A 16,701-nucleotide genomic window follows, 5' to 3' on the forward strand; every position below is an offset into this window, starting at 1 on the left:
CTCAGCGCCTCCGCCGTGGATCTGGCAGCGCCGGAACGAATTCCGGCAGGTGATAGGTCTCGATGCCGTTGCGGAACATCACCCGGTCACGGGCGGGGGCGGGCAGATGCTTGACCAGCCAGCGCGGATCGTCGAAGGTCCAGTGCGGGTAGTCCGAGGAGAACAGCAGGATCCGCCCGGCGTCCATCCATTCCAGCGCCCGGCTGAGCTCGGTCTTGTCCTCGGGATAGTCCAGCGGCTGGGTGGTGAACCGGATGTGCTCCTTGACGTACTCCGACGGTGGGCGCTTGATCGTCATCCACTGCTTGCGTGAGGCGTAGATCGCGTCCATCCGCCACATCAGCGGCAGGATCCAGGTGAACGCGTGCTCGACGAACACGAAGCGCAGCGCCGGGAAACGGTCGAAGGTGCCGTCGAAGATCAGGCTCATGATCTGATTGGCCGCCAGCAGCGAGTAGCTGACCATGAAATCGTGGTTGTAGCTGGGGAATCCGACCGGTGACATGGGCATCGTCTCGAACGCGCCGCGCCCCAGATGGCAGCTCACCACCAGGTCGTGCCGCGTCGCCGCCGCCCAGATCGGGTCGTAGCGCGGATCGCCCCAGGACGGCCGCGGTTCGGCTTTGAGCAGGATCTGCGCCATGTACGGATGCCCGGCCCACTGCTCGATCTCGGCGACCGCGCCGGCCGGATCGTCCACGGCGACACAGATCGAGCCACGCCAGCGCTGATGCCAGTTGTTGACCGGATCGAGCCAGTGGTTGGCCTGCCAATGATTGATACCGGTGGCCATGGCCTGGGTCGCCTGCGGCAGCCGGGTCGCCTTCACGGTCGGTTCCAGGATGGCGATGTCGGAGCCTGCCTCCACGATCAGCTGCCGGTAGGCCAGCTCGGGATCGCTGCCGGGGAACTGGCCGTCGGCGGGGAAGGCGTCCACGCGCATGGCGTAGGAATGCGCGTAGTCGGGGGCGTCGTAGATGATCGTGTCACCCACCCGGTGACTGAGGAAGTAGTCGCTGCGGTGCGGCTCGGGGATGTACTCGACGAGTTCGCCGCGGCGCGGCACCGGATGTACATCGGAGTCGACGACCCGGACGGCGACCTGCTCGGGTGCGGCGGCCCGCTGCTCGTGCTGGATCGGCGGCATACGCGTCCTTCCTGGAACTAACTGCCGACCGCGGCGGCGGTCGGTACCTCGATGCCGTAGAGCCGGGCAGCGTTGCCCCAGCAGAGCTTGTCGCGCTGCTCGGTGGTCAAACCCGGAGAGAGGGAATCCACGTCGACGGCCTGCCAGTGCGGATAGCTCGAACCGAACATCACCATGTCGTCCTTGCCGGTGAAATCGAGCCATTCGGCGGCGAAGTCGGCGTCGGCGGGCGGGCCGTCGTGGCGGTCCTGGACGAAATACACGTGCTCGGGCAGGTATTCGCTCGGCATTCGCGGCGCCCACGGGGTCTGTTCGAGGTGTGGCCTGCCGAAGGTGTCCATCCGCCAGCTGAACGGGGTCAGCAGGTCGGCGCCGCCGTCGGCCCAGACGAACCGGAGCCCGGGGAACCGTTCGAAGACGCCCTCGGCGATCATGTTCAGCAGGTGATAGATGTAGTTGAGCGACATGAATCCCAGGTACTGCTCATAGGTCCGGGTGTGGCCCGAGGGTGTCGGCGCGAAGGCGATGCTCTCCCCGGTCTCGATGTGCACCGCCACCGGCAGTCCCGCCGCGGCGGCCGCTTCCCACAGCGGCCAGAACTGCGGTTTGCCGTAGAGCTCGCGCGCCTGTAGCGGCACTCCGACCTGCACGATCGACGGATGCTGCCCGTAGCGGTCGATCTCGCGCAGCGCGCCGGGGATGTCCTCCGGATTGACCCGCAGGGTGCCGCGGAACCGGTCGCCGAACTCCGCGTGCTCGAGCCAGCGGCCGACCAGCATGTCGTTGTGCGCGGCCAGCACCGCCGAGGTCAGATGCCGGTCGGGCAGAATGCCCCTGGTCATCGGATGCAGGATCGCCACATCCACCCCGCGCTCGACGAACAGGTGCCCGGCCACCACAGCGGGGTCCGAGCCGGGAGCCCGGCGACCGGAACCCTGTGCGCCGGTGAGGTATTCACCGCCCGGCGCCCCGTACCAGTCCAGATCCACATCGGGCACGCCCCGGCTCTTGAACGGCTCGCGCAGATGATCGCGCAGGTCCCGGTTCGAGGCGAAGAAGATGTGCACGCTCGCATCGATGTACGGGGTGGTCGTGCCGTCGGCGTGGGTGCGCATCAGTCGATCCGGGCCATCTCGGGCCGCACCGTCACCGAGGCCGCCAGCTGCTGCTCGTCGCAGATGATCTGGAGCTTCGCGAGGGTCTCGTCCAGTCCGGCGCCCAGGCGCGGGCCAGGGGTGAAGGTGGCCGGCAGATTGCGCATGCCCTGGATGACGCCGATCGTGTCGTAGTGCACGGTACCGGCCGGATCACAGACGAAGTCGGGCATCCGGTCCAGCACGGCGGTCAGCATCGACTTGAACACCGTGCGCGCCACATTGGACCCGATGCAGCGATGCACGCCGAGCCCGAAACTGAAGTGCCGGTTGCCGCGCCGGTCCAGCACGATGTCGTCCGGATCGGGGAACACCGTGGCGTCGCGATTGGCCATCGCCCAGGAGAGCCAGAGCCGTTCGCCCTCTTCGAATTCGGTGCCCTCGATCTCGACATCGGCGGAGATGGTGCGCCCGTCGCCGGGTGCCGGGGTGAAGTAGCGCAGGAACTCCTCGGTCGCCGGCGCGAGCAAGGTCTCCCGGTCGCGGCTGAGCCGTTCACGTTCGGCCGGGTTCTGCGACAGCCATTCGAGCGCGTGCGCGGTGAGCGCGGTGGTGGTGTCGAAACCGCCGCCGATGATCAGCCCCAGCATGCCGAGCAGTTCGAGATCGGGGGCGGGCTCGCCGTTGATGCGCAGCTCGGTGAGCGCCTCGAGCAGGCCGGGACGCGGATTCTGTTTGACCTCGGCCAGACTCGTCAGCAGGTCGATGCCCATGGTCCGGTGCAGCTCGGCCACGCGCGGGGCGTCGGGGGAGTCCTCCGGGGTGTACACCGCGGCGTGCACCGGTTCGCTGTACATCGACCACTTGGTCAGCGGGATACCGAGCATGGCGAGGGTCAGCACGGCGGGCACGATATTGGCGAGGTCGTCGACGAAATCGATGCGACCCGACTCGATCTTCTCGTCGAGGGTGGCGCGCACGATCTCGTCGATCACCGGTTCCCAGCGGCGCACCGCGGCGGGCGAGAGGTACGGATTGAGCACCTGCCGATAGAGCCTGTGTTCGGGATCGTCCATCTCGAGAATCCCGCCGCGCACGAGTTGCGCGCGCTGGGCGGTGGGAATCGAGATGCCCTTGTACCCGTTGCGTTCGCCGGTGAGGTCGTGGTCGTTGGACACGTGCGGGCAGCGGGCCAGCTCGAAGACCGCGTTCGCCCCGGCCGCCACCCAGTGGCCCTCGTAGGTGTCGGTCCAGGCGACCGGGCACTTGGCGTGTAGGTCGTGGGTGATCTCGGTGAAGCGGTGCCGATATTCCGGGGTGTGCCGGTCGAAGTGGTATCGGTTCGCCTTGCGGTCCCGGTCGGCGGCATCGTCGATGCTCACGGATGCTCTCCTGTTCCAGCGCAGCTGTCGCGCGATCGGAGCGGCACGACAGGGAATTCCGTGCAAGAACAATACTTGCCGGATATGAGAACCGTACTCTCTCGCGGTATCGCGTCGCAAGCGAAAGCCGTGGGTCCGTGGCCCGGAAAAGATTTCCGCACTCGCTAGCGGAGAATGACGTTCTCGTCATACGATAACTTCAATCTCGCCCGGCATGGCGCTGTTCGGCGAGGTGGGAGCGGTCGAGAAGGAGGGCGGGACAGTGACTTCGCAGCAGAATCCGGCATCCCCGACGTGGGACACCGAGGTCGATGTCGTCGTTCTCGGCAGCGGTGCGGCCGGCCTCACCGCTGCCCTGAGCGCGGCGACCGCGGGCGCGTCGGTGGCGGTGTTCGAGAAGGCGCCGACCGTCGGCGGCACGAGCGCGGTCTCCGGCGGGATCGCCTGGATCCCCGCCCACGACCGGGCACCGGGCCAACCGCTGACCGTCGCCGACGCCATGTCCTATCTGCGCGCGCAGTCCTTCGGCTCGATGGACGAGGACCTGGTCCGTACCTTCGTCGAAACCGGGGCCGCCACCGTCGCTTTCGTCGAGGAACACAGCGGTGTGCGCTTCGAGATCGCCGACGGGTTTCCCGACTACAAACCCGAACTGCCCGGCGGCAAACCGGGCGGCGGACGGTCACTGAGCCCGGCCGCCTTCGATCTGGCCGAACTCGGCCCATGGCGTGATCGGATCACCAGCTTTCCGGCCGACTGGAGCAATGTCGGTTTCGACGCCGAGACCAGAGCGCGGCTGCACGCCTCGGTCGGCGAGGACAGCACCGCCGACCTGTGTGTGGCAGGCACCGCCCTGGTCGCCGGGTTGCTCGCGGGCGTCCTCGCCGCGGGCGTGGTCCCGCGCACGGGGGCCCGCGCGGTCGAGCTGATCGCCGCCGGCGGCGCGATCACCGGGGTCCGGATCGCCACGGCGGCAGGCGATTCCACGGTCCGTGCCCGGCACGGCGTGATCCTGGCGACCGGCGGTTTCGAATGGGACCCGGTTCTGGTCCAGGCCTACCTGCGCGGACCCATGCGCGGCCCGGTCTCCCCGCCGAACAACACCGGCGACGGCCTGCGGATGGCCATGGCGCACGGCGCCGACCTGGGCACCATGAGCGAGGCCTGGTGGGTGCCGGTGGTGCAGATCCCCGACGACACCATCGACGGTCATCCGCGCAGCCGCAGCGTCCGGCTCGAGCGCACCAGGCCGCGCAGCATCATGGTCAACCGGCGCGGGCGTCGGTTCGTCAACGAGGCCTCGGAGTACAACTCGATGGCCGGCGCCTTCCACTACCTGGACCCGCGCGACGGCTACGTCAACGATCCGGGCTGGATCGTCTTCGACGCCGAACATCTGCGCCGCTACGGCTTCCTCGGCATCGCGCCGGGCGAGCCGGTGCCCGCCTGGTTCCACGAATCCGCCGACCTGCCCACCCTGGCCGGGCGCATCGGGATCGACGTCGACGGCCTGGCCGACACCGTGGCCGGCTGGAACCGCAACGTCGCCGAAGGCCACGATCCGGCCTTCGGCCGCGGCGCGAGCGCCTACGACGGCTGGTGGGGCGACCAGGACGCCCCGACCACGGTGGGCCGCACGCTCGGCCCGATCGACACCGGGCCCTACTACGCGGTGCCGGTGACCGTCGGCGCGATGGGCACCAAAGGCGGCCCGCGCACCGATCGCGACGGGCGGGTACTGCACGTCGACGGCTCGGTCATCCCCGGCCTGTTCGCCGCAGGCAATGCCATGGCCGGGGTGACCGGCCGGGCCTACGGCGGCGCGGGCGGCACCATCGGCCCCGCCATGGTGTGGGGCCATCGGGCCGGGCACGCGGCGGCGACCGGCAAATCAGTGGAGTCCTGAGCGCAGTGCACAGTCGACAGGCAGAGGAAGTGACGAAGTTGTCCGAACACGAGAGCGTGTGGAGCGACCTGCAGGGCGTCCCGTTCAGCCAGGGATACCTGGACGTGGGCGGGGTACGCACCCGCTACCTGCACGCCGGCGCCGACGACCTGCCCACCCTGGTGCTGCTGCACGGGTCCGGCGGGCACGCGGAGGCCTACGTCCGGAACCTGGCCGCCCACGCCGCGCACTTCTCCACCTGGTCGATCGACATGCTCGGCCACGGCTACACCGACAAGCCAGGGCACCCGCTCGAGATCGCGCACTACGTCGAGCATCTGATGAACTTCCTCGACACCATCGGGGTGCGGCAGGCGTCGCTGAGCGGGGAATCGCTGGGCGGCTGGGTCGCCGCGCGCGCCGCCGTCGACCACCCCGACCGGGTCGACCGCCTGGTGCTCAACACCGCGGGCGGCTCCCAAGCCGACCCCGAGGTGATGCGCCGGATCGTCACCCTGTCGATGGCAGCGGCCACCGACCCCACCTGGGAGACCGTGCAGGCGCGGATCAGGTGGCTGATGGCCGACAAGTCCAAGGACTACGCCGACCTGGTCGCCAGCAGGCAGCGCGTCTACCGGCAACCGGGGTTCGCCGCCGCGATGCACGACATCATGGCCCTGCAGGACCCGGTGATCCGGGAGCGAAACCTGCTGGGGGAGAAGGAATACGGGCAGATCACCGCGCCCGCCCTCGTGCTGTGGACCAGCCACGACCCGACCGCCGACGTGGCCGAGGGCAGGCGGATCGCCTCGATGATCCCCGGCGCCCGCTTCGAGGTCATGCAGAACTGCGGGCACTGGCCCCAGTACGAGGACGCCACCACCTTCGACGCCCTGCACCTGGGCTTCCTGCTCGGAGCGTGAGATGTCGCGGAGCAGTGGTGATTTCCCACCGGAGGACACCGACGTCCTCATCGTCGGCGCGGGCCCGGTCGGCCTGACCCTGGCCAATATGCTCGGCGCGGCCGGTGTGCGCACCCTGGTCGTGGAGGAACGCGACACCCTCATCGACTATCCGCGCGGTGTCGGGCTCGACGACGAGTCCCTGCGGACCTTCCAATCGATCGGGCTCGTCGCGCAGATCCTGCCGCACACGACCCCGAACCAGATCATGCGGTTCGTCGACGCCCGCCGCAGGCTGCTCGCCGAGATCGCCCCGGCCGACACCTCCCTCGGCTGGCCCAAGCGCAACGGCTTCGTCCAGCCACTGGTCGACGCCGAGCTGCTGCGCGGACTCGACCGCTACCCCACGGTGACGGTGCGCTGGTCATCGGCGGTGGTCTCCTGCGATGACCGGGGCACCCACGCCGCGGTCGGCATCACCACCGCGGACGGGCCCGCCCTGGTGCGCGCGCGGTACGTGGTCGGCTGCGACGGCGGCCGCAGTGTGGTGCGCAAGTCGATGGGGGTCAGCTTCGACGGGACCACCTCGGCGACTCGCTGGCTGGTGGTCGATATCGCCACCGATCCACTCGGCCACCCCAATATCGAGGTCGGCGCCGACCCGGCCCGGCCGAATGTGTCGGTGTCGATCGCGCACGGCATCCGCCGCTTCGAATTCATGATCCACGACGACGAATCCGACGAACTGGCCGAGGATCCGGCCTTCGTGGCGCGGATGATCGCCCCGCTGGTGCCCTACCCGGACCGCCTCGACATCATCCGCCGCCGCGTCTACACCCACCACTCCCGGATCGCCGGATCCTTCCGCGCCGGTCGCGTCCTGCTGGCCGGCGACGCCGCGCACCTCATGCCGGTATGGCAGGGCCAGGGCTACAACAGTGGCATCCGGGACGCGGCGAACCTGGGCTGGAAGCTGGTCGCGGTGGTCACCGGACGCGCAGGCGACGAACTCCTCGACACCTACGATGCCGAGCGCAGGCCGCACGCCCGCGCCATGATCGACCTGTCCACCCTCGTGGGCCGGGTCATCTCACCGACCGACCGCCGGGTCACCCGGCTGCGCGACGCCCTCGTGCGCGCGGCGGCCGCGATCCCGCCGGTGCGCGGCTATGTGCTCGGCATGCGGTTCAAGCCGATGCCCCGCTACGACACGGGCGCGGTGGTGCACCGCTGGTCGCGCTCGACACCCTCGCCGGCGGGCACCCTGTTCGTCCAGCCGACGGTCAGCACCCGGGACCGGCCCGAGGTGCTCCTCGACGACGTGCTCGGCCCGTGGTTCGCGGTGCTGTGCTGGAACAACGATCCCCGCACGGTCCTCGGCCCCGAGGTCTTCGCCCGGTGGAAGGCCCACGGTGCCCGCTTCGTCGCCGCCCGGCCCGCCTGCCAATTGTCCTGGACCGACCAGGATCACGACGACGTGACCGTCGTCGGCGACCGGACCGGCGCCCTCAAGCGCTGGTTCGACGGCCAGGCCGACTCGGTGCTGTTCCTGCGCCCGGATCGGGTGATCGCCGGATCCTGCATCGCCCAGTTCGCCCCCGAACTCGGCACCGAGATCCTCGACGCCAACGCCCCGACAACCGGAGGTCCCGATGCCGCTGGCCGTGTGCTGCGTCTCGCACAGCCCTCTGCTTGAACTGCCCGGTCCCACACCGGAACTGCGTGCCGAGATCGGTGTGGCTCTCGACCGTGCGGCCGAGTTCGTCCGCGACTTCGGTCCCGACCTGATCGTCACGTTCTCTCCCGACCACTACAACGGCTTCTTCTACCGCACCATGCCCCCGTTCTGCGTCGGTACCGCCGCGACCGGCGTCGGTGACTACGGCACACACGCCGGACCCCTCGATGTGCCCGGAGAGCTGGCCACCGAGCTCGCCGAATCCGTGCTGGCCGACGGTGTCGACGTGGCGCTCTCCACGGCCATGGAGGTCGACCACGGCACGGTCCAGCCCCTCCAGCGCCTGCTCGGCAGCGCCACCGCCGTCCCGGTCGTCCCGATCTTCGTCAACGCGGTCGCCGTCCCCCTCGGCCCCCTGCGCCGCACCGCCGCCCTGGGCGCGGCCGTCGGGAAATTCCTGTCCGGCCTCGACCGGCGCGTGCTGATCATCGGCTCCGGCGGACTCTCCCACGACCCGCCGGTCCCGACCCTGGCCACCGCCACCGGCCCGATCCGCGAGCGAATCGTCCACGGCGGCACCATGACCACCGAACAGCGCGCGGCCCGCACCGCCGCAGTCGTCACCGCCGCCCGCGAGTTCGCCGCCGCCCAGGAATCCACCGCCGCCCCGGAACCGGTCGGCGGCGCGGCTCTGCGACCACTGAACCCACAGTGGGACAACGCTTTTCTCGACCTCGTGGACAGCGGCGGGCTCGCCGAGGTCACGGGCTGGGACAACGCCGAGGTGACCGCGGTCGCCGGAGCCTCCGCACACGAGATCCGTACCTGGGTGGCAGCCTTCGCCGCACTCGCCCACCAGGGCCCCTACCGGACGACCGCGCGCTACTACCGCGCCGCCCCGGCGCTCATCGCCGGGTTCGCGGTGCGCGCCGCACTCCCGGCCGACCCACACCCGAGCGACGGGGGGCACCCATGAACGCCGAATCCGCACCCGACGACGGAGGATCGCACGTGAGCGACGAGGCAACGCCCGACCCGCGGTCCGGCATCGCGTTCGACGAGGAGGTCGACGTCCTGATCGCCGGCTCGGGCGGTGGCGGGCTGACCGCCGCGCTCGCGGCCGAGGCCGAGGGACTGTCGGTCCTGATCGTGGAGAAGGGGTCCCACTACGGCGGCTCGACGGCCCTGTCCGGCGGTGGCATCTGGGTGCCCAACGCGCCGGCGCAGCGCCGGGCCGGATTCGCGCTCGACCCCGAGGCGGTCGTCGGCTACCTGAAGGCCATCACCGAGGGCCTGGTGGACGAAGCGCGCCTGCGTGCCTACGTCACCGAGGCGCCGCGCATGCTGGAATTCCTCGAGAACCGCAGCAGCCGTATGGAATTCGTGTGGAAGCCGGGTTACGCCGACTACTATCCGGAACTGCCCGGCGGCTCCGACCAGGGCTCCACCATCAATGTCCCGCCCATCGACCTGCGTGAGCTGGGGGAGGACGAGGCGGGGCTGCTGCCACCACTGGCGCTCGCGCCGAAGGGGATCTGGCTGGGGCCCAAGGACCTTCGGCTGTTCTACCAGATCCGCCAGCACTGGCGGGGCAAAGCAGTCCTGCTGAAACTGCTCTGGCGGATGGTGCGCGCGCACGTGTTCGGCGACCGGATCGTCACCATCGGCCAGTCCCTGGTCGCACGGCTGCGCCTGGCACTGCGCGAACGCGGTGTCCCGCTGTGGCTCGACAGCCCGATCACCGCCCTGCACACCGAGGGCGGGCGCGTCGTCGGCGCCACCGTCGCCCGCGACGGCACGCCGGTGCGGATCCGGGCCCGGCGCGGAGTGATCCTGGCGACCGGCGGCTTCGACCACGACATGGCCTGGCGCACCAGTGAACAACCCCTGGTCGAGCAGGACTGGAGCTTCGGCAACAAGCTCTCCCTCGGCGACGGCATCCGCCTGGGCACCGCGGCGGGCGCGGGCACCGAACTGATGGACGAAGCCTGGTGGTTCCCCGCGATCCGATGGCCCGACGGCCGCCTGCAATTCATGCTCAACGAGCGGATGATGCCCGCCCAGTTCATGGTCAACGGCGCGGGCGAACGGTTCATCAACGAGGCCGCTCCCTACATGGACTTCGGCCACGCCATGCTCGACGGCCAGAAGTCCGGGGTCACCCACATCCCGTGCTGGCTGATCACCGACCACCGCTCCTGGAAGCGCTACGTCATCGGCGGCCACCTGCCGCTGCCGAAGATCCCCCTCGCCCCCGTGCCCACCGGATTCACCGTGCCCGCGGCCTGGCTGGAGTCAGGGGTTGTGAAGGCCGCGGGCAGCTGGGACGAACTCGCGGCACAGATCGACGTTCCCGCCGACGCGCTGCAGGCCACCGCCCAGCGCTTCGACGACCTCGCCCGCGCCGGGCACGACGACGACTTCGCCCGTGGCGACAGCGTCTACGACAACTACTACGGCGACCCCACCCTGCCCAACCCCAACCTCACCCCGCTGTCGGGCCCGCCCTACTACGCCTTCCGCGTCATCCTCGGCGACCTCGGCACCTCGGGCGGGATCGCCACCGACGAGCACGCCAGAACACTGCGCGCCGACGGTACCCCGATCGACGGCCTCTACGCCGTCGGCAACACCGCCGCCCCCGTCATGGGCCGCAGCTACGCCGGCGCCGGCGCCACCATCGGCCCGGCCATGACCTTCGGCTACATCGCCGCGCGACACCTCGCCGCCCACCCCGCTCCCCACGAAGACACCGACCCGGCCGCGGTCGACCCCTCTGGAGGTACCCGATGAAAATTTCCCTCTTCTACGAATTCGCGCTGCCGCGGCCGTGGACCGACGACGACGAATACCAGATGTTCCAGGACGGTTTGGACGAGGTCGAACTCGCCGACCAGGCCGGGTTCTCGACGGTCTGGCTCACCGAGCACCACTTCCTCGAGGAGTACTGTCACTCCACCGCCCCGGAGATGTTCCTGGCCGCCGCGAGCCAGCGCACCGAGAACATCCGCCTCGGCTTCGGCATCATGCACCTGCCGCCGGCGATCAACCATCCCGCCCGCGCCGCCGAGCGGGTCGCCACCCTCGACCATCTGTCCAACGGGCGCGTCGAATTCGGGACCGGCGAATCGTCCTCGGTCGGTGAGCTCGGCGGGTTCGCCATCGACCCGGCCGACAAGCGCGCCCAGTGGGAAGAGGCCCTGCAGGTCACCGTGCGCTGCCTGACCGAGGCACCGTTCACCGGGTTCAAGGGCAATCACATCGAGATGCCGGCCCGCAATGTCGTCCCCAAGCCGCGCCAGACCCCGCACCCGCCGCTGTGGGTGGCGTGTACCCGGCCCTCGTCGGTGCAGATGGCCGCCCGGATGGGGATCGGCGCACTGAGTTTCGCCTACACCGGGCCCGAGGCCCTGGGCGAGCGGGTGCGCGGCTATTACCAGGAGTTCGAGGACCACGCCGCGCCGATGGTGCCGCAGATGAACCCGAACATCCTCGCCATCGGCGGCGACCTGTCGATGATGGTCGCGCCCACCGACGAACAGGCGATCGAACGTCTCGGTGTCGGCGGCGGGTTCTTCTCCTACGGGATCATGCACTACTACATGACCGGCATGCACACCCCCGGCCGGACCGAGGTGTGGCAGTCCTACCTGGACGCGGTGAAAGAAGACCCCTCGGTCGCCTACGGTCCCGGCCGCGGCGCGATCGGTTCCCCCGACACCGTGCGCGAATTCCTGCGCGGCTACGAGGCCAGCGGCGTCGACGAGATCATCCTGCTGCTCAACCCGCGCAGCCACGAGGCCACTATGGAATCGCTGGAGATCATGGGCCGGGAAGTGCTGCCGGAGTTCATCGAACGCGATAAGAAGGCCGTCGCCGAGAAGGCGAAGCGGATGGCGCCGATTTTGGCGAAGGCCGAGGCCCGGCGCGTGCCGATGCCCTCGCCCGCCTTCGACGAGGACTACGCCTTCGGCGGCCTGCCGACCGGTCGCGGCGGGACCTTCACCGCCGGCGAGATCCCCGAAGCGATGGCCGAGATCGAAGAGGGCCAGAAGCAGGCCGCCGCCCGGCTCGAAGAACAGCAACGTCAGCTCGAAGAACGCGGCCAGGGCTGACATCGGGCCGGGGACGGGAAGGGTCGCGGATGGAAACCTTCGCACAGCGGTGCCGATACGACGGGCAGCGGGTGGTCGTCACCGGGTGCGCGTCGGGCATCGGCGCGCGGGTGGCCGCCGAGGTGTCGCGCCTGGGCGCGCGCGTGGTCGGGGTCGACCTGCGGGCACCCGGCCATGACGCGGGGCTCGACGAGTTCGTCGCGATGGACCAGGGCGACCCGGATTCCATCGATGCCGCCCTCGCCCGGATCGGTGACGGGGTCGACGCGCTGTTCAATGTCGCGGGCGTCTCCTCCGGCATCGGCGACCCGCACCGGGTGGTCGCGGTGAACTTCCTCGGCCTGCGCCGGTTCACCGACGCGATCGCGGCGCAGCTGGCACCGGGTTCGGTGATCGTCTCGGTGTCCTCGCTGGCCGCCTCGGCCTATCACGAGAATCGGTGGGACACTGTCGGATTACTCGACACCACGTCCTTCGCCGACGGGCTGGCCTGGTGCGCGGCGCACCCGGCCGTCGTCGCCGACGGCGGCGGCTACCGGCTGTCGAAAGAGGCGCTGATCCTCTACACCATGCGGCGCGCGGCCGAACTGGCCGGGCGCGGCATCCGGATCAACTGCACCGGGCCCGGCGTCACCGACACCCCGATCCTCGACCAGCTGCGCACCGCCTACGGTCCGCACTACCTCGACGGCATCGACCAGCCGCTGGGCCGCGCCGCCGACCCGGCCGAGCAGGCCACGGCACTGCTGTTCCTCAACAGCCGGGCGGCCGCCTACGTCACCGGCCAGGTGCTGTGGGTCGACGGCGGCAACCTCGCCGCGCGACTGGCGAACGAACTGGCCGGGCCCACCCGGCAATAACTGGAAGGAATCCACCGCCGTGGCAACTCTCACCGATTTCCACTCCCTCGCCGAGCGGGTCCGCAACTGGGGCCGCTGGGGCACCGGCGACGAGCTGGGCACCCTGAACTTCATCACCCCGGCCAAGATCGCCGCCGCCGCCGGACTCGTCCGGCACGGCAAGGTCTTCCCGCTCGGCATCGACTTCGGCGCCGGCGGACCGCAGGGCGCCTTCCAGTTCCGGCAGAACCCCACCCACGTGATGACCGTCGACGGCGGCGACGCCGCGACCCTGGCCGAATACGGCCCGAAGTGGTTGCGCAACACCGTCGCCGGCGAACTGAGCAGCTTCTTCGCCGACAACCCCTTCCGCTTCAACGACGACCTGATCATCATGCCGCTGCAAGCCGCCACCCAGTGGGACGCCTTCTCCCACGTGTACTACGACGACAAGCTCTACAACGGTTTCCCCGCCGCCTCGGTGACCAGCCAGGGCGCCTTCCACTGCGGCATCGACAAAGTCGACAGCAAAGGCATCACCAGCCGCGGTGTCCTGCTGGACCTGGTGCGCTACCGCGGCGCCGACACCTACCTCGCGCCCGGCGCGCCCATCACCGCCGACGAACTCGACGACTGCGCCGCCCGCCAGGGCGTCACCATCGCCTCCGGCGACATCGTGCTGATCCGCACCGGCTGGTGGGACCGCTACCTCGAGGCCCGCGACGGCGCCGAACCGTACTCCGGTCTGGACTGGACCTGCGCGCTGTGGCTGCACGAACACGAAATCGCCGCGGTCGCCGCCGACAACCTGATGGTCGAGGACCCGGCCTCCGGCGTCGAGGGCACCTTCCTGCCGCTGCACATGCTGTGCCTGCGCGATATGGGCCTGATGCTCGGCGAGTACTGGGACTTCTCGGCGCTGGCCGCCGACTGCGCCGCCGACGGCGTCTACGAATTCCAGCTCGTCGCACCGCCGTTGCGCGTGATCGGCGCGGTCGGCTCGCCCCTGAACCCCATCGCGATCAAGTAGCGGAGGCCCGAGACCATGACTGTCAGCACGACCAGCGGCACCGCCGCAGGCCCGGTCACCGACGGACGCCCCTTCGTCGTCGGCCTCGGCGGCACCCTGCGCCAGGACTCGTCGACCGAACGCGCTCTGCGCCAATGCCTTTCCGCGGTCGAACGACGCGGTGGGCGCACGGCACTGTTCAGCGGCGCCGATATCGACCTGCCCATGTACAGCCCGCACGAGACCGAACGCACGCCGCGCGCGGCCGCCCTGGTCGAGGCGCTGCGGCAGGCCGACGCCGTGCTGGTCGGGTCACCCGGCTACCACGGCGGGGTGTCGGGCCTGGTGAAGAACGCCCTCGACTACATCGAGGACATGCGCGCCGACACCACCGTGTACCTGGACAACAAGCCGTGGGGCTGCATCACCTGCGCCTACGGCTGGCAGGCCGCGGTCGGCACGCTGGGCCAGCTGCGGGTCATCGGGCACGCCCTGCGTGCCTGGCCCACTCCGCTCGGTGTGGCGATCAACTCCGCCGACGCGGTCTGGGACGCCGAGGGCACCCTCGTCGACACCGGTGTCGAGGCGCAGCTGGACATGCTCGCCGGTCAGCTGCTGGCCTTCGTCCCGGCAGGCGGCGGCAGGCCATGAGTGAACCCCGCGCGGAGACCGGGCATCAGGCGGTGTCGGCCGCGCTCACCGCGCTGCGCGCCGGCCGGGTGATACTGCTCGCCGACGCGGCGGCCGACGGTGTGCGCGGCCATCTGATGCTGGCCGCCGAACACGTCACCGCGGCGGCGATCACCCTGGTCGGTGGACTGGGGTGCGGGCTCGTGCAGGTCGCACTGCCCGCCGCCGTCCTCGACGGGTTCGGGGTGCCCCCGGCCGACCCGGCGGGTACCGGACCCGACCGCTCCCGCTACCGGGTCTCGGTCGCCCTGACCGGCGCGGGCGGGGTCCGTGCCTCCCAGCGAGCCGCCACCGTGCGCGCGCTCGCCACCGCGGCGGCGGCCGACTTCGCTCGCCCCGGCCATGTCTTCCCGCTCGGCACCGTCGTCGGGGGCGTCCTCGCGCGGCCCGAGATCCCCGAAGCCGCCGTCGACCTCGCCGAACTCGCCGGGCTGCGCCCCGCCGGAGTCCTGTGCGAGATCACTGGCGCCGACGGCGAATGGCCGACCTGGCCGGAACTGACCGAACTCGGCCGCGCCAACAGGTTCCCCGTGGTCACGGTGGCCGAACTGATCGCCTACCGGCGTCGCGAACTGTGCCGGGTGACCCGGCACGGCGCCGCACGAATCCCGGTGCCGCACGGCGAGTTCCGGGCCATCGGGTTCACCGACGGGCTCGACCGCGAGCACGTCGCCTTCGTCCACGGCGATCCCGCCGCCGCGACGGCGCCGCTGGTGCGCCTGCACTTCGAATGCCTCGTCGGCGACGTCCTGGGCTCGCGGGCCTGCGGCTGCCGCGACGCCCTGCACGACGCCCTCGCACGGATCGCCGAAGCGGGCTGCGGCGCGCTGATCTACGTGCGCGCCGGCCGCACCGCGATCGGGGACACCCTGCGATCGCGCGGCCACGACGCGGATTGCGCACCGCCCCAAGCACATCCGGTCGGCCACAGCGACCTGCAGTCCGCCTTCGACATCCTCGACGACCTCGGCATCCGGGAGATCCGCCTGCTCACCGAACCCGGCGAAACCCACGCCGTACCCGCCCACCTCCGGGTCGCAGCCCGGATCCCCCTGTCCGCGGTGGCCGCGGGACGAACGGAGCGTGCCTCATGAGCCCCGAGTACCGCCGCCTGATCGTCGACGGGCACGACACCGCCTACCTGGACGCCGGTTCCGGTGACCCGGTCGTGCTGCTGCACGGCGGCGAGTTCGGCGCCGACGCCGCCCTCGGCTGGGAACACACCGTCGCGGCACTGGCCCGCCGGCACCGGGTCATCGCCCCGGACATGCTCGGCTACGGTCGCTCGGCCAAGGTGGTCGACTTCACCGACGGCCGCGGACTACGCATCCGGCACGTCGCCGCCCTGCTCGAGCTGCTCGGTATCGGCACCGCGCACTTCGTCGGCAACTCGATGGGCGCGATCAACCTGCTCGTCGACCAGACCTCCACGCGGCCCCGGTTGCGGGCGCGCAGCCTGGTCGCGATCTGCGGCGGCGGCGACATCCTGCGCAACGAGCACGTCGACGCGCTCTACGACTACGACGCCACCGTCGACGGCATGCGCCGCATCGTGGCCGCACTGTTCCACTCGGGCGCCTATCCCGCCGACGTCGACTACGTGCGTCGCAGGCACGAGTCCAGCCTCGCCCCCGGTGCGTGGGAAGCCCTGGCGGCGGCGAGATTCCGGCGACCCGGCGCCGCGGCACCGGGCACCCCGTCCAGCGACCGCGACTACGACCGGATCACCGTGCCCACGCTGTTCGTCGAAGGCGCGGGCGACAAGCTGCTGCCCGCGGGCTGGGCGAGCGAACTCGCCGCCCGGGTGCGGCGGGGGAGCAGCGCCGTGATCGACGGGGCGGGCCACTGCCCACAGATCGAGCGGCCCGCCGCTGTCAACGCACTGCTGCTGGACTTCCTCGCCCGGCACGCCGACGCCGCCGACGCTCCCGTCGCGGTGCGGTGACCCGGGGACTTCGGA

General features: G+C 70.5%; 14 protein-coding genes. 11 read left to right on the plus strand and 3 right to left on the minus strand.

Features of this window, described 5'->3' with window-relative positions; all coding sequences use genetic code 11:
- Window position 1: 1 nt before the first annotated feature.
- The 3 genes from ACFXK0_RS09170 to ACFXK0_RS09180 are packed head-to-tail and all read right to left on the minus strand — an operon-like array spanning window position 2 to window position 3,623.
- Window positions 2–1,147, minus strand: a complete 1,146-nt coding sequence (locus ACFXK0_RS09170; protein WP_379409481.1) for an amidohydrolase family protein — start codon at window positions 1,145–1,147, stop codon at window positions 2–4.
- Window positions 1,148–1,164: 17 nt separating this feature from the next.
- A complete protein-coding gene (locus tag ACFXK0_RS09175) occupies window positions 1,165–2,262 on the minus strand; it encodes an amidohydrolase family protein (protein ID WP_379409482.1) in 1,098 nt (365 codons plus the stop codon).
- Window positions 2,262–3,623 (minus strand): cytochrome P450, encoded by a 1,362-nt coding sequence (locus ACFXK0_RS09180; protein ID WP_379409483.1) that lies wholly within the window; start codon window positions 3,621–3,623, stop codon window positions 2,262–2,264. The genes ACFXK0_RS09175 and ACFXK0_RS09180 overlap by 1 nt, the downstream gene beginning before the upstream one ends.
- Before the next feature lie 262 nt (window positions 3,624–3,885).
- Here ACFXK0_RS09180 and ACFXK0_RS09185 point away from each other — a divergent pair, with 262 nt between their 5' ends.
- The 11 genes from ACFXK0_RS09185 to ACFXK0_RS09235 are packed head-to-tail and all read left to right on the plus strand — an operon-like array spanning window position 3,886 to window position 16,686.
- Entirely contained in the window at window positions 3,886–5,529 is a 1,644-nt protein-coding gene (locus ACFXK0_RS09185) for an FAD-dependent oxidoreductase (protein WP_379409484.1), read from the plus strand.
- Window positions 5,530–5,567: 38 nt separating this feature from the next.
- Entirely contained in the window at window positions 5,568–6,431 is an 864-nt protein-coding gene (locus tag ACFXK0_RS09190) for an alpha/beta fold hydrolase (protein ID WP_379409527.1), read from the plus strand.
- 1 nt (window position 6,432) lies between these two features.
- A complete protein-coding gene (locus tag ACFXK0_RS09195) occupies window positions 6,433–8,106 on the plus strand; it encodes a bifunctional 3-(3-hydroxy-phenyl)propionate/3-hydroxycinnamic acid hydroxylase (protein WP_379409485.1) in 1,674 nt (557 codons plus the stop codon).
- A complete protein-coding gene (locus tag ACFXK0_RS09200) occupies window positions 8,063–9,064 on the plus strand; it encodes a 3-carboxyethylcatechol 2,3-dioxygenase (protein ID WP_379409486.1) in 1,002 nt (333 codons plus the stop codon). The genes ACFXK0_RS09195 and ACFXK0_RS09200 overlap by 44 nt, the downstream gene beginning before the upstream one ends.
- A gap of 35 nt (window positions 9,065–9,099) precedes the next feature.
- Window positions 9,100–10,881 carry an FAD-binding protein gene (locus tag ACFXK0_RS09205; RefSeq protein ID WP_379409487.1) on the plus strand — a complete coding sequence of 594 codons (1,782 nt, stop codon included), beginning with the start codon at window positions 9,100–9,102 and terminating at the stop codon, window positions 10,879–10,881.
- On the plus strand, window positions 10,878–12,203 hold the full coding sequence (locus ACFXK0_RS09210) for an LLM class flavin-dependent oxidoreductase (protein WP_379409488.1): 1,326 nt from the start codon (window positions 10,878–10,880) through the stop codon (window positions 12,201–12,203). Before ACFXK0_RS09205 ends, ACFXK0_RS09210 begins: the two co-directional genes overlap by 4 nt.
- Before the next feature lie 29 nt (window positions 12,204–12,232).
- The gene (locus tag ACFXK0_RS09215; RefSeq protein ID WP_379409489.1) at window positions 12,233–13,063 is read left to right on the plus strand and encodes a coniferyl-alcohol dehydrogenase; all 831 of its coding nucleotides are present in this window, start codon (window positions 12,233–12,235) and stop codon (window positions 13,061–13,063) included.
- A 19-nt stretch (window positions 13,064–13,082) separates the two neighbouring features.
- Window positions 13,083–14,072: a cyclase family protein gene (locus ACFXK0_RS09220; RefSeq protein ID WP_379409490.1), complete on the plus strand. Its 990-nt coding sequence runs from the start codon at window positions 13,083–13,085 to the stop codon at window positions 14,070–14,072.
- 15 nt (window positions 14,073–14,087) lie between these two features.
- Window positions 14,088–14,702 (plus strand): NADPH-dependent FMN reductase, encoded by a 615-nt coding sequence (locus ACFXK0_RS09225; protein ID WP_379409491.1) that lies wholly within the window; start codon window positions 14,088–14,090, stop codon window positions 14,700–14,702.
- On the plus strand, window positions 14,699–15,835 hold the full coding sequence (locus tag ACFXK0_RS09230; protein ID WP_379409492.1) for a 3,4-dihydroxy-2-butanone-4-phosphate synthase: 1,137 nt from the start codon (window positions 14,699–14,701) through the stop codon (window positions 15,833–15,835). The genes ACFXK0_RS09225 and ACFXK0_RS09230 overlap by 4 nt, the downstream gene beginning before the upstream one ends.
- Window positions 15,832–16,686, plus strand: a complete 855-nt coding sequence (locus tag ACFXK0_RS09235) for an alpha/beta fold hydrolase (protein ID WP_379409493.1) — start codon at window positions 15,832–15,834, stop codon at window positions 16,684–16,686. Before ACFXK0_RS09230 ends, ACFXK0_RS09235 begins: the two co-directional genes overlap by 4 nt.
- Window positions 16,687–16,701: the final 15 nt, after the last annotated feature.

This window comes from Nocardia sp. NPDC059177 (assembly GCF_042755165.1).
Lineage (GTDB): Bacteria > Actinomycetota > Actinomycetes > Mycobacteriales > Mycobacteriaceae > Nocardia.